Source organism: Echinicola pacifica DSM 19836, from assembly GCF_000373245.1.
Classification (GTDB): domain Bacteria; phylum Bacteroidota; class Bacteroidia; order Cytophagales; family Cyclobacteriaceae; genus Echinicola; species Echinicola pacifica.
The window spans coordinates 1-13,788 of record NZ_KB890739.1; the positions used below are offsets into that span (position 1 = coordinate 1).

General features: G+C 43.1%; 14 protein-coding genes. 6 read left to right on the forward strand and 8 right to left on the reverse strand.

What is annotated here, in order from left to right; translation table 11 throughout:
* Positions 1-13: 13 nt before the first annotated feature.
* Positions 14-184, reverse strand: a complete 171-nt coding sequence (locus B050_RS23040) for a transposase (RefSeq protein WP_083923254.1) — start codon at positions 182-184, stop codon at positions 14-16.
* A gap of 410 nt (positions 185-594) precedes the next feature.
* On the reverse strand, positions 595-1,506 hold the full coding sequence (gene xerD, locus B050_RS0104540; RefSeq protein WP_018472706.1) for a site-specific tyrosine recombinase XerD: 912 nt from the start codon (positions 1,504-1,506) through the stop codon (positions 595-597).
* A 233-nt stretch (positions 1,507-1,739) separates the two neighbouring features.
* Here xerD and aroQ point away from each other — a divergent pair, with 233 nt between their 5' ends.
* The 5 genes from aroQ to B050_RS0104565 all read left to right on the forward strand — a co-directional run bounded on the left by aroQ (position 1,740) and on the right by B050_RS0104565 (position 5,113).
* Positions 1,740-2,165, forward strand: a complete 426-nt coding sequence (aroQ, locus tag B050_RS0104545; RefSeq protein WP_018472707.1) for a type II 3-dehydroquinate dehydratase — start codon at positions 1,740-1,742, stop codon at positions 2,163-2,165.
* Between the two features lie 7 nt (positions 2,166-2,172).
* Positions 2,173-3,228 carry an aminotransferase class V-fold PLP-dependent enzyme gene (locus tag B050_RS0104550; RefSeq protein ID WP_018472708.1) on the forward strand — a complete coding sequence of 352 codons (1,056 nt, stop codon included), beginning with the start codon at positions 2,173-2,175 and terminating at the stop codon, positions 3,226-3,228.
* Positions 3,229-3,286: 58 nt separating this feature from the next.
* On the forward strand, positions 3,287-3,865 hold the full coding sequence (locus B050_RS0104555; protein WP_018472709.1) for a MarC family protein: 579 nt from the start codon (positions 3,287-3,289) through the stop codon (positions 3,863-3,865).
* 67 nt (positions 3,866-3,932) lie between these two features.
* On the forward strand, positions 3,933-4,388 hold the full coding sequence (gene rnhA, locus B050_RS0104560; protein ID WP_018472710.1) for a ribonuclease HI: 456 nt from the start codon (positions 3,933-3,935) through the stop codon (positions 4,386-4,388).
* Positions 4,389-4,393: 5 nt separating this feature from the next.
* Positions 4,394-5,113 (forward strand): tRNA1(Val) (adenine(37)-N6)-methyltransferase, encoded by a 720-nt coding sequence (locus B050_RS0104565; protein ID WP_018472711.1) that lies wholly within the window; start codon positions 4,394-4,396, stop codon positions 5,111-5,113.
* A 188-nt stretch (positions 5,114-5,301) separates the two neighbouring features.
* Here B050_RS0104565 and B050_RS0104570 read toward each other — a convergent pair whose 3' ends face one another.
* Complete coding sequence (locus B050_RS0104570; protein WP_018472712.1) at positions 5,302-6,642, reverse strand: saccharopine dehydrogenase C-terminal domain-containing protein; 1,341 nt, start codon at positions 6,640-6,642, stop codon at positions 5,302-5,304.
* A 402-nt stretch (positions 6,643-7,044) separates the two neighbouring features.
* Here B050_RS0104570 and B050_RS0104580 point away from each other — a divergent pair, with 402 nt between their 5' ends.
* The gene (locus B050_RS0104580; RefSeq protein WP_018472714.1) at positions 7,045-7,527 is read left to right on the forward strand and encodes a cytidine deaminase; all 483 of its coding nucleotides are present in this window, start codon (positions 7,045-7,047) and stop codon (positions 7,525-7,527) included.
* Between the two features lie 201 nt (positions 7,528-7,728).
* Here B050_RS0104580 and B050_RS0104585 read toward each other — a convergent pair whose 3' ends face one another.
* The 5 genes from B050_RS0104585 to B050_RS0104605 all read right to left on the reverse strand — a co-directional run bounded on the left by B050_RS0104585 (position 7,729) and on the right by B050_RS0104605 (position 13,761).
* Positions 7,729-8,523: a hypothetical protein gene (locus B050_RS0104585; RefSeq protein ID WP_157492573.1), complete on the reverse strand. Its 795-nt coding sequence runs from the start codon at positions 8,521-8,523 to the stop codon at positions 7,729-7,731.
* Between the two features lie 354 nt (positions 8,524-8,877).
* Entirely contained in the window at positions 8,878-9,645 is a 768-nt protein-coding gene (locus B050_RS0104590; RefSeq protein WP_018472716.1) for a ThuA domain-containing protein, read from the reverse strand.
* A gap of 29 nt (positions 9,646-9,674) precedes the next feature.
* Positions 9,675-10,436 (reverse strand): M15 family metallopeptidase, encoded by a 762-nt coding sequence (locus B050_RS0104595; protein WP_018472717.1) that lies wholly within the window; start codon positions 10,434-10,436, stop codon positions 9,675-9,677.
* Between the two features lie 2 nt (positions 10,437-10,438).
* Positions 10,439-11,194, reverse strand: a complete 756-nt coding sequence (locus B050_RS0104600) for an SDR family NAD(P)-dependent oxidoreductase (protein WP_018472718.1) — start codon at positions 11,192-11,194, stop codon at positions 10,439-10,441.
* 203 nt (positions 11,195-11,397) lie between these two features.
* Positions 11,398-13,761: a glycoside hydrolase family 95 protein gene (locus B050_RS0104605; RefSeq protein WP_026235632.1), complete on the reverse strand. Its 2,364-nt coding sequence runs from the start codon at positions 13,759-13,761 to the stop codon at positions 11,398-11,400.
* Positions 13,762-13,788: the final 27 nt, after the last annotated feature.

The following is a 13,788-nucleotide window of genomic DNA, read 5'->3' on the forward strand; positions in this document are numbered from 1 at the left end:
GGGGGCAATTATTTCAAGCATAAATTTTTGACAATCTAAATAGGAAGAATTCGATATTCGTGACGCCTCTGAATTGTGCTCTGAAAGCTTTAATTTTTGCATTGAATGACTCCGCCGAAGCATTGGTACTACGGTTGTCACTAAAAGCTAAGGATAGAGGTAAAGTGATATTGATGGATACCAGACTACCGCTTTCTTGGAATAAAAGTGGCTTTTCCTATTGGGTTATTAAATTGGATTGCCTATTCCAAACATCTCATTTTGCCTGAATGTTGTAAGTGCTAAACTTCCTATTATAAAAACAAGGCAAATAAACCTGCAAAGATGTAGGAGAAAATACGAGATTCCTTTCTCAAGTCTATACTCAGAAATTCACCCTTCAACCAAAGTGTATTACCTGTTTTTGAAATAGCTTTAATATCCTGAATAGGTACCGTATTTTAGGGTGATTGGTTTTGCGCTAGCGTACCCCCTCCTTTTTCTGATCTTATACCTCCTACTTTATTTTTTAGAACTATTAGACCTTTTTATAAGAGGTGCCACGTGCTTATCAATAGAAGAGGTGCTTTTCCCTTTGAACTTCTGATTCCTACCTCACTCTTGACTACGTGGATGGAAATCCGTCAAAACTTGTCTTAGGTATTCACGGTCCAGGTGCGTATAGATCTCCGTGGTGGTAATGCTTTCATGCCCCAGCATCTCCTGAACCGCCCTCAAATCTGCTCCTCCCTCAATTAGATGGGTCGCGAAACTATGGCGGAAGGTATGGGGACTTACATTCTTAGGAATACCTGCCTCAGCAACTAGCTTTTTGATAATGGTGAATATCATCACTCGGCTAAGCTTTTTCCCTCTGCGGTTTAAGAAAACAATCTCCTCATGACCCGCTGCAATCTTCTGCTTTGACCGGATTTCTTTCAGATAAATAGCTACATATCTCAAAGCTTCCCTTCCCACAGGCACCAGCCTTTCCTTATTCCCTTTGCCAATAACCCGCAGAAAACCAATTTCCTCATATATCTGACCCAATTTTAGATCCACCAATTCACTCACCCGCAAACCACTACTGTATAGCATTTCCAACATGGCCCTATTCCTATGCCCCTCAGGAGTCCCCAATTTTATCGCCTCCAAAAGAGTATTGATTTCATCATAGCTAAGTGTGTCAGGGAGCTTTCTTCCAAGCCTTGGGGCCTCTAGCAAAATCGATGGATCTTCAGTCATCTTGTCCTCATAAACCATAAACCGGTAAAAAGCTTTTATGCCGGAAATGATCCTTGCCTGGGTATAATCAGAGATGCTGAGTCCATAGAGCTCATTTACAAATTCCCGCAGGTGAGGAAGCTGAATCTCCTCCGGACTCAATTGTGGAAAGGTCTTCTCACAGTATCTGGCAAGCTTGTCCATATCTTGCGAGTAGGCGATGATAGAATTGTCACTTAAGGACCTTTCTATTTTTAAGTAGTGCCGAAATTGCCTCGTATATGAAGTCCATTTGCTAACCATTATCTATTGCTTTGCTCATTATAATTATACCTGCTTCGCATAGCCTAATTTCATTATGATGATGGGCTGGATTTGGCCGACTCGTCCTTGATATAAGTCCGGCCAACCTTATTCATGCTATTGAAAGCGTTATCAAATATAAAATTAAAGGAGTGCAAATGTATCTAAATCTATTTTTCAATGATTAACTTTGAGGAAAATTTTGACACCTTAATTTTAAACCATTTAAAATTTTGAAAATACTTATTATCAATGGCCCAAACCTAAACCTTTTAGGGAAAAGAGAGCCTGAAATATATGGGAGCCAATCTTTTGAGGATTATTTTGAAACCTTGCAGACCAGCTTTCCCTCTGTAGAGCTTACTTATTTCCAGAGCAATATTGAAGGAGAATTGGTGGGTAAGATTCATGAAGTTGGATTTGATAATGATGGAATTCTTCTGAATGCAGGAGCATATACTCATACTTCTGTGGCTATATCGGATGCCATAGCAGGTGTGACCAGCCCTGTTATGGAGATTCATATTTCCAATATTTATAAGCGGGAGGAGTTTCGACATAAAAGTATCATCTCCAAAGAGTGTATTGGCATGATCTCTGGCTTAGGATTGAAAGGTTATGAATTGGGCCTACAGTATTTTCTATCTAATAAACCATAACAACACCATGATTACATTTGCACCAGGACCTTCAAAAGTATTTGACCAGGTAGGTCAATACCTTCAAGATGCTTTTCAGACAGGTATATTAAGCGCCAATCACCGAAGTGCTGCTTTTATGAATTTATATCAGGAGACAGAAACTTTATTTAAGGAAAAGCTCCATGTTCCTGAGGATTATAAATTATTATTTACCTCTTCTGCAACGGAGAACTGGGAGATCATCGCTCAGTCTATAGTGGAGAGCTCTAGTTTTCATATTTATTCAGGCTCTTTTGGGAAGAAGTGGTATACTTTCGCGCAGCACCTAAACGAGGCGACGGGTTCTCATAAATTGGGAACGGAAGATGCCTTAGATGTTGCAGGTTTGGAGATCGACGGCAAGCACGACTTGATCGCTATAACCCAAAATGAAACTTCCAATGCCACAGAAGTGAGTCAGGAATTGTTAGGGGCACTTGGGGAAAAATATCCAGATAAGATGATTGCGGTAGATACCACAAGCTCTATGGGCGGGATTGCACTGGATTTTTCTCTGGCTGATATATGGTTTGCATCTGTACAGAAGTGCTTTGGACTGCCTGCAGGTCTTGGAGTGCTCATCCTATCACCAAAAGCTATCGCTAAATGCGAAAGTAAGGGTGAGTCAGGAAGATATAATAGCCTTAGCTTTATGCTTGAAAATGCTAAAATTTATCAGACTCATTATACTCCAAACGTTCTAGGAGTGTACCTGTTAAAAAGAAGCATGGAAGATCATCCCGAAATACAAGTGACCGATGCATTGGTGCGTAAGCGTATGAAGGAGCTAGAAACAGTAATTGCTCAATCCAAAAAACTGACCATGCTGGTTCAAAATTCCGAGACGCGGAGCAAAACCGTAATGGGAATTGCAGGCGAAGAGCTGTTCATCAAAGAATTTAAAAAAGCTGCCGAACAAGCAGGGATGCAAATGGGAAGTGGTTATGGCCCTCTGAAGCCTACTAGCTTTCGTATTGCTAATTTCCCAGCCATCACTGAGCAAGAGTTTGAAAACCTATTGAAATTCCTTAAAGAATATTAATTTAAAAAACGAGATTAATCAAAATTTAAATTTTATATTTGCGAAAAAAATTTAGAGAATGTTTGATTTCAAGGAAATTTTATCTGTTTCATTAATCTTGTTTTCGGTGATCGATATATTGGGTTCTATCCCAATAGTAATCAACCTGAGAAGGAAGGCAGGCCATATTCAATCCGAAAAAGCTACCATCGTAGCGGGGATACTTATGGTGCTGTTTTTATTGCTGGGCAAGAATATCCTCAATCTCTTTGGGATAGGGGTGGCTGATTTTGCGATAGCTGGGGCGCTTATCATATTTGCTCTTGGAGCTGAGATGATCCTAGGCATCGAGATTTTCAAGCCAGATCCTGAGGCGGATGCTTCAAGTACTTCTATTGTGCCGATTGCTTTTCCATTGATCGCGGGAGCGGGGACAATGACGACTATCCTGACCCTGAAGGCCGAGTTTAGCCAAGCTAATATTGCCGTGGGGATTTTGATAAACCTTGTCGTGGTATATGCCGTGCTGAAAAGTACCACATGGCTGGAAAGGAAATTGGGAAAAACAGGTCTGGATGTCCTGCGAAGGATATTTGGGATCATTCTACTTTCCATCGCCATTAAAATATTTAAAACTAACCTGTTGGAGAATTTCTAATCCATATAAGGTGTGAAAACTTAAAATGTCAGCTAGTAATAGCTGACATTTTTTTTACTTTTGAATTATGATTTTAATATATACAGACGGCGCCGCTAAAGGTAACCCTGGAAATGGCGGTTATGGAACCATCATGAAATACCGCCAGCACGAAAAGGAATTATCGGAGGGCTTTAGGTTGACCACCAATAATAGGATGGAGCTGCTGGCAGTAATCAGGGGGCTCGAAGCCATAAAAGTGGAAGGTATTCCCGTTAAAATTTACTCTGACAGCAAATACGTTGTGGACTCCATTACCAAAGGCTGGATTTGGAATTGGCAGAAGAAAGGATTTAAGGATAAGAAGAATGTGGATCTTTGGAAAAAGTATATCCCCTTACACAATAAATACAAACCGCAATTTCAATGGGTAAAAGGGCATGCTGGCCATCCGGAGAATGAGCGTTGCGACGAATTGGCGGTGGCCGCGGCTGAGTCGGGTCAGCTGAAAGTGGATCAAGCCTACGAAAATGAAAATAGGTAATCCGAATGGGAAGAGGGTACTTTGAGTTCAAACAATTCACCGTCCACCAGGACCAGTGTGCGATGAAGGTAAATACCGACGGGGTGATTCTCGCTGCCTTGGTGGAAAATTCATGTACCGATACTTGCTTGGATATAGGAACTGGAACAGGGCTTATCGCCTTGATGATGGCTCAGCGGTTTAGCCAAGCCAAGATTACCGCGGTGGAGATCGATGGTTCAGCCGCCAAGCAAGCCTCGGAGAATTTTGCCAATAGTCCCTGGTCCGGGCGACTGGAACTCACAAATAGTTCTTTCCAGGAATTTAAAGAGTCTGAACAAAATCGCTACGACCTCATCGTATCCAATCCCCCCTATTTCCCCGACCATAATAAATCCACAGATAGCCAGAGAAATCTAGCTTTGCATAATGATGCTTTATCCTTCGGGGATTTGGTGAAGGGAGTCGCAAAATTACTGAAGCCTGAAGGTGCATTTTGGCTGATCTTGCCCCCCCGACAAATGCAGGATTTAGAAAAGATCGCCAATTTTTTCGACTTGTTTTCCACTGCCGAATTCCTTCTAAGCGATAGGCCAGAAACTAAGGTGCTTCGAAGTATAAGGCGATTTGAAGCGCGGGAAGCTCCATGTGACCATCTGCCTCAGGCCATAAGTATTAAAAATACAGACCATTCCTATAGCGAATTTTATGCTAGGGTATTAAAGGATTTTCTATTGATTTTTTGAAAAGTGGATTTTTAGGAGCTGATCTTATCAGTTCGATACGGATGATTTTTGGTTCAAATTGATTTTTATTTGAACCTAAACCTAAAGTATTTTTAAAAATAGAACTAAGGTTTAATTATAGGAGGGTAAATTGAGTTTCCTCAGCTTGATCGATTTCTATTGTCGCGGGCATCTTCATTCTCCTATGCTTATTCAAGAGGGTATCGTTCTTCTTTAAAGACAATCCCTTCATTTTCCAGTGCTTTCAATATTGGGGTATAGATATAGGGATGGACGGGCAGCAGCATACCTTTGCCCTTGATGGTGCCTTCCATGAATAAATCAACGGCAATAGCCAAGGGCAAGCCAACGGTTTTGGACATGGCAGTTTTGCCGTCTTGATCCCCATGAATGACCATGCTGGAGATTATTTTTTCTTGGTGAAGGTCTGGGTGAGTAATTTCAAATTGATGCTGCAAGACCACCATATCACAGTCCAAGGGGCCAAGTTTCCATTTCTCTTCAAGTATGGCCTGTAATATTTCGGCAGGACTGCCACTGGTACTTGGCAGCGGAGCATGACTGAAAAGCCCTAGCCATTCTAATTTTGAAAGGCTTTCCACTGAGATTTCTGGAAACATCATCTTCAGCTTATCTTCCACCTTGTGAAAAGGATCATAAGGCAAGAAGGTATTCAGAAACATCCTGTAAGTATAATCCCCAGGAAGGTCCACTTGGAAGGAATTGTCAGTCATTCCTAGCTGCACCAGTACATCCCAACTTTTGCAGAAGCCGGCTCGGCGAAGGGTTCCTCTGATGAGGGTGGGGATTTCCTTTATCCCATAGATCTCGCGGTATTGCAGAGAGTCACGATTGGGGTAGGCGTCAAAATCGCCCACATCCCTGAAGGTCACACGCTCAGTGCGCCGAAATAGCATAGGATAAGGGATATATTTGATCTTACCATTTCGGATAAATCTCGAAACACCTTGTCCGGCCAGCACGACATTTCGCGGATTCCAGGTGAACTTATATCGCCAGGGATTATCCATCTCGAAGGCGGGTGAAAGAAGCCCACCACAGAAACTCTTAAAAAGCGTGATTTTTTGATCTTTTGCCTGGCAATCATGGATGATCTTCATCGCTGACATATGGTCAATGCCCGGGTCCACCCCACATTCGTTCAGAAAAAAAAGCCCTGAGCTTTCCACATCCACCGCTATCGCTACCATCTCCGGGGTTTGGTAGGAAGCGGAGAAAAAGTGTTTTTTGAGCCTTAGGCATTGCTTAGCCACTATATGGTGAAGAAATGCAGGAACCATCGATACGACCAGGTCCGCCCGGCTTATGGTTTCTATCAATGCCTCTTCATTTGATATATCCAGGGCAATGCTGCTTCCAAAAGGGTGCTGATGAACCCTTTGCTCGGCCATATTGATGTCAGAGTCAGCCACTATTACCCTTCGATCCTTTTGTTGACTCTGCTTAAGAAGGTAGTCGATCAAGACCTGAGTGGATTTTCCTGCACCTATGACTAATATCGTTTTCATGATTACCTGGGTATGACTCTTTTTTTGATCGAGCCTAAGCCAATTTAAGAAGTTAATCCTGAATTTCTAATTTACCACCATCCATAGGCGAAAGTAAATTAAACTTGACTTGGCAATTTATTTCTTAAGCAGCCAGCCAAATTGGCTTTAGATTAAGCTAATAGCCTCATGAAAGAAGGCTAAGTAGGCATTTCCTAGTCCTTAATTGGGCTTATAGCTGAATTTCTCTCAATAGATTTGCCTACAGCATAGCCCTGGGACTTGGTGTGTTTCGTGAGTGGGCATTTTTGATTTTGAAAGAAAGTCAATGCTTCTTTTACCCATGAGGAGGCATTGAAGAGGGATAATATTATTTCATAGTATATATCAATTTTCACTACATTGTCCCAAACATCTATAGGTATGAAGAGAATAATAGAGCAATCAGTCATTTTGGAGGTATTGGAGCTTGAAGACCTCGGAAAAGAAGAGGTGAAAATGATGGAAAAAGCCTTGGCTTATTTAGAAAATGCCTATGCACCTTATTCGAGCTTCTTTGTGGCTGCGTCGGTATTATTGGACAATGGTGAAATTCTCACTTCTACCAACCAAGAGAACGCTTCGTTTCCTGTGGGGGTATGTGCAGAGCGGTCTGTCCTTACCTATGCCGGGGCCAATTTCCCCGGAGTGAAGCCACTAAAAATAGGAATTGTAGCGAAACGCCGAGGGGAGGGTGGATTTGCGACGGTGAGCCCATGTGGTCTATGCCGACAGACGATTAGTGAATACGAACAGCGCTACCAAACTGAGATTGAAATCCTCATGCAAACCCCCGATGGGAATTTTCTCAAAGCTGCGAATATAAGTCAGCTTCTGCCCTTTAAATTTACGGACCTCAATAGCTAATTCTTGTTCGCAATTCTTTCTGCTTCCTAGTAAAAATGTCACGCTTAGCCACTTCTGAACGGTGGTGACGGGGAAGGACTATTCCAGAAAATATAGCACCGCAGGCAATGCTATTAAACGCATTATAACTGATTTTCTAACTGCATTTGCCACATCCTGACATAGTACTTGGCATAATAATTTGAGAAAATGGCTATTTGCCTAGTTTATAGTAGGGAGTTTTGAGCTAAGCTGGCTGATGAAGTAACTATCGGGGTAGTTGGCAAGTCCTTCTTTATAGTATTTTTTAGCAAGGTCATATTTCTCCGCCTTTATATAGAGTTTGATTAGGAGTTCATAAGATTCTTCCTTTCCCCAGGAGGGCAAATAGGGCTTTTCTGAAGTTTGATCGGCTAGAGAAATGGCTTTCAGCAGGTACTGTTCGGCACTTTTGCCGCCGCCATATTTCTCAGGAGTATAGTAATCATTGCTCGCATACACATAGTAAGCTCTTTGGTTAGTGGAATCCTGCTCCAGTGCCTGTTTCAAATTGCTTTTGATGTCCATTGCTAGGAATATCACTTTTAAACTTTTGAACTGAATACTGAAGCCTTGCATCATGGCAAGAAGGGCATTATCTTCTGAGTTACGCCTCTCCAGATCTTCCATCCAGTCTATTCCCTTGTCAATTTCCCTTTCCGCTTTTTCTTCATCCCCATTTTTAAGATGGAATACTGAAATATAAAATTGAAGATAAGCACGCCAATAAATGATGATCGGTGGGTCTTCAGTGGCATCTAGCGCTATTAGTTGATGGCTTAATTTCATAAGCTCCTCCTTATCCCGAGCATTCATACTATGGACAAATGCCTGGTAGATTTTTTCTTGAATTCCATCCAGTGATGGTTTGGGCGGGGCTTGCTGGGCCTGCTCGTTTTCCCTCAATTTCTTTGCAAAAGGGGAAGTATTTCCCTTGAAGGACACAAGAACTAAGAAAATAAGGAATAACCGTAACATAGTGTGGCAGTTTTAATTTTCAACGAATAGTCGATTCATAGGCTTTAAAAATATAATATGGATGCCTTATTTCAAGGTGATTTTACGCTCGATTATCTTCATTTTTGCATTTACCCCTCTTCCTAATGAATCGGTCGGGCTAAAATCAATGGGCCCATAGCTAACAATCAAACCTATCGGTCGAGGGGATAGTAAATAGAAATGCCATATTGCATGAGCATCATTCCTTTTGAGGATTAATTGATTTCCAGTGAAGAATTGAGTGAAAATAAAAAAATGTTATGACCTCTTAAGGTCATAACATTTTAAAGATCCCATTGGAAGGGAGGCTCCGGGGCTCGTAAATTTAAGGTTTTATTGGATGGGGTAGCCCATAGCTGCCCACCAGATTCCACCGTAAAGGTGTTTAAGGAAATCGGCATCTTCGTAGGCGCCATCCACATGACCTAGTGCGGTATAGAATATTCTTCCTCCGTCATATTCATGATACCAAGCCATAGGGTGTACGTCTCCCATTCCCATGGATTGCCCATTTTTGCTTCCTGGATCATAGGTTTTTTCATTAAGTTGAATTAAGATATTCACGTCCTCATTGAAGTTTTTGAAGGCATACCATTCATCTGTCCACAACCATTTTTTTGGAAGGTGATAGGTGGAAGGGTGGTTTGAGTCCACCACGTCGAGGATGGCTGACTGCTGATGCGGGTGATGCATAAATTGCCCACCGATTAGCTTAGTGTACCACTCCCAGTTATACTCGGTATCGGTGGCGCTATGGATTCCCACTACGCCCTTTCCGCTTTGCACGAATCGTTTAAAGGCTTCTTTTTGTTCATCATTTAGGATGTCTCCGGTGGTACTTGCAAGGATGATGACATCAAATTTCTCCAATTTTTTGTCAGTAAACATCGTAGCATCCTCGGAGGTGTACACACTAAAGACATTGTCCTTACTCAGATCCTGGATAGCTCTCACCGAGGTGGCGATAGACTGGTGCCTGAAGCCCTGGGTTTTGCTAAATACTAGCGCGTTAAACTGCTGCGCCATGGTGTCGGTGAAGGTTCCTAAGAATAATAGGGCGATGATAAATCCTTTTAGGATCAATTGGTTCTTTAGGTTCATGATAGTTTATGATAATATTTAAGTTAAGGTTATTCCACAATTTTAAATTTTTCCTTGGCTACTTTTAGGCTGAACGCATTGAAATGCCACCATTCCGATCCGATTGGGCTAAAGCCTGCAGCGGTCATGGCCTCTCTGAGAATCAGACGGCGGTCAAGGTGATCCTGGGAAATTTTCCCCTCACGGAGCATTTGCTGCTCTCGATCTGGGTAAGCAGGGTAGCCAAAGTAATCATAATGTGTTCCTAAATCTAAGGCTTTTCCACTGGCGGCATCAGCCAAGGTTAAATCCACTGCCACGCCATAGTTATGCAGGCTTCCCCGCTGAGGATTGGCTACATACAGCGGTTTGAGGCTGTCGGGTTTGTCTAGACTGTCCCATAGAATCTGCTGCACACTTCGCGGTCTCACCCCATCATAAACTAAAAAAGTCAATTCAGGATGGTTTTTTTGTAGCTGCACTAGTGCCTTTTGAAGCATATTGGTCACTTCTGGTTGAAGATAGCAGTTTTCTAAGTCGCCATAGACATCCTGCTGGAAGAAGTTGTCTGTGGTACTATATTTCAGTTCGACGAAAACCGCTGGGATTTCTGTTTTAATATTCGCCAGGCCAGCGTCGATAAGACTTTGTTCCAATGGCGAGGGTGCCTTTTCTGGGGTGACGGGAGTTTTCGTTTCCTGTATCTCAGACTGTGGCATAGTCGGGGCGTTTTTTGCTATAGTTTCGGTATTATTTTTATTGCCGCAGGCAAATAGATTTACCAAAAGAAGAATAAAAAAGGTGTATTTCATGCCTATTTATCTTTATATACCGTGGTACTATTAGCTTGAGCACCAGCCAATACCGTGATGTCTGTCATGACAACGTGGGCGGGTCTGGAGACCGCAAAGCCGATGATTTCGGCAATATCCTGAGCTTTTAAGGCTTCAAATCCCTGATAAACTTTTGAGGCTCGCTCTTCATCGCCTTTGAATCGCACGAGGCTAAATTCAGTCTCCACCAGTCCTGGGTGGATGCCTGTCACACGGATATTATGCTGAGTGAGGTCCAGCCTCATGCCTTTGGTAATGGCATCCACGGCATGTTTTGATGCGCAATAGACATTGCCATTGGCATAGACTTCTTTTGCAGCTATGCTGCCAATATTAATTATATGACCCGTTTTTCGCTCAATCATCTGAGGCATGATAAACTTGGATACATAAAGTAAACCCTTTACATTGATGTCGATCATCGCATCCCAATCTTCAATTTTTCCCTGATCAATAGCATCCAGGCCATGGGCATTTCCTGCATTGTTGACCAGTATATCGATGGCTTTCCACTCCGGGGCTAGGGACGTGATGGCCGCATGAACGGCGTCCTTATCCCGGACATCAAACACCAAATAGTGGTATTTCACCATAGCTGAGATTTCCGCTTTCAATTCCTGCAGCCTGTCCTCTCTTCTGCCGGTGGCTATGATATTATATCCCTGACGGGCAAGTTCGATGGCGGTGGCCTTCCCAATTCCCGAAGTAGCACCAGTTATCAATGCAATTTTATTCATCGGGGTAATTTAGGAGGAAAGTCCAAAACTTGAAAGTTTTGGACTGCTAAATCTATTCATCGATTCATATTTTGCCCGGCAGGAATATATTAAATGGCTTAGATAAGCAGGTAGCAGTATCAATACACTGCTCAGTAAACAACACCATGATAAAATTTCCCTAAATTCTAACCATTATCATCATTTCATCCTTTCTTTTAGCCCTAAAGGTCGATGGTTTTGGTTTCTGATTTTTTGAGGTTGATGGTATGCATTTCTCCCAAATAGAGGACTTTTATGCTTTGGTCTGCTGGTGATTTAAAACGGATTTGTTTTGCCTGGCCATTTTCCCAGGAGATATCGATGATGATATTTCCTCTCGCCACCAGACCTTTGATAGCCCCGTTTTTCCAGCTTGGAGGCAGGGCAGGTAGGATTCTTATGAACCCTTCATGAGATTGGAGGAGAAGCTCGGCCAGCCCCGCGGTATAGCCGAAGTTCCCGTCAATCTGAAAAGGAGGGTGCTCATTGAATAGGTTGTTGCCAGTGGAGATTTGCAATAGCTTATATAAATTGTCCTCCGCAGAAGTGGCATCGAGAAGGCGGGCGTTGAAATTGATCATCCATGCCCGGCTCCAGCCTGTGCCGGCACCACCATGCTGAAGGCGGTAATCAATGGTCTTTTGAGCGCCCTCAAATTCGGCTTTATTGTTTTCTGTGATATCATCTCCCGGGTGCAAGGCATATAAATGGGACATATGACGATGGCCTTTTTCTGGCTCATCATAGGGCTCATTCCATTCCAATATTCGGCCGTCAGGCCCTAAGGATACTCCAGAGAATAGATTGTCAAGTCTCTCTTGGACTTCTGCGGTAAACTCATCGTCAATCCCCAACACATGTGCTGCTGCAAGAGTGTTTTGAAATACGTCACTAATGATCTGATGTCCCATAGCGGAGCCATAAGAAAGTGCTGCAGGCTTGCCGTCAGCTGCATAGTAGGAGTTTTCCGGGGATGACTCGGGACTGGAGATATACTTCCCTGTTTTTGCGTCCTTCTGTAGCCAGTCCACATAGAAGGATGCGATTTCTTTTAATGCTGGGTAAGCGCGATTTTCAAGGAAGGTGGTGTCAGCGGTGAACTGATAATGCTCCCAATAATGTCTGGAAATCCATCCACCACCGTGAATCCAGGCTCCCCAATACGCCCTTTTGGCCCGCATCCATGGCGCCGCCCATAGATCACTGGTATGATGAATAACGGAGCCACGACTGATGCCATATTGCTGCCTTGCAGTGATTTTTCCTCGCTCGATCATCCTATCGATAAGGTCAAATAGTGGAAGCTCCATCTCCTGAAGTTGAGTAGGGCCTGCCGGCCAATAATTCATCTGCAAATTGATATTCAAATGATAATCAGCATTCCATGGCGCCACTATATCCTTATTCCACAGCCCTTGTAGATTGGCTGGATTGGTACCTGGACGGGAGGAGCTAATGAGTAAATACCGACCATAGTGGAAAAGTTTGGCAGCTAAGTCAGCATCTTTATGGCCTTCCTTTAGTCTCTGAAGCCTCTTGTCGATGGGTAGGCGATTTAGCTCTGTATCCCCCAGCACCAGCTCCGTTCTATTATAATACCTTGAGAAATCTTGAATATGGCTTTTTAATAATTGATCGTAGGTCTTGAAACTTAATTGATCCAGCTGGACCTGATTTCTATAGTCGATATCAGTTTGGTGAAAAGAGGTGTTAGCGATAAGCAATAGAGTGAGCGTACGAGCCCCCTTGATGTGCAGAGTTCCCTGATCAGAAGAGGTCTTTCCATCGGTTTCATGCACTTTTACTATTGTTTTGAATTTCACACCATAGTCCAGGGGCCTTGATTCGCTGTCCTTTTTGGCTCCATATTGGGTGATTTCCCCAGTCATCATTATTTGATCTGAAGCGTCACTGTGGACTTTTACGGTTTGGTGGCCTTCATCCAATGGCCTTTCCATATCAATGGCAAGGCTGAAACCTTCGGGAAGGTCGGTGCTGAGGTGGATCACCATGACATCATCAGGAGCAGAGGCAAATACCGTCTGCTCAAAGGAATGACCGCCCACTTGGTAGCTAACCTTCGATACACCTGTGGACATGTCCAGTTGTCTTTGGTAATTGGTGATCTCTTTGGTATGATCAAAATTGAGATAAAGATCCCCCATAGTCTGGTGAGATCGTATGACATCTCTATAGGAAAAGAATTCGATGATCTTCTCATCGGCCTCATGGACCTGGCCATTGAGGATCAGCTCTCTTAGCTTGGCGAGGTCCTGAGCATTGCCGCGACCCTCGCCCCAGTCTGCCGCTCCTGGCCATAGGGAGTCCTCGTTTAGCTGGATATGTTCGGTGGAAGGCTGGCCAAAAACCATTCCTCCCAATCGGCCATTCCCCACTGGAAGGGCGTCTTTCCATACCTCTGCGGGATTCTCATACCATAATATATGCTGAAGTGGATCCTTATTGGATTGGGCCATGGTATCCTGGCTTTGACCAAAGCTAAAGATCGTGAGGCAAATAAAAAGGAAACAAAATTGTATTTTCATGAATTGAGGCGTTTGAGAATTGACTAT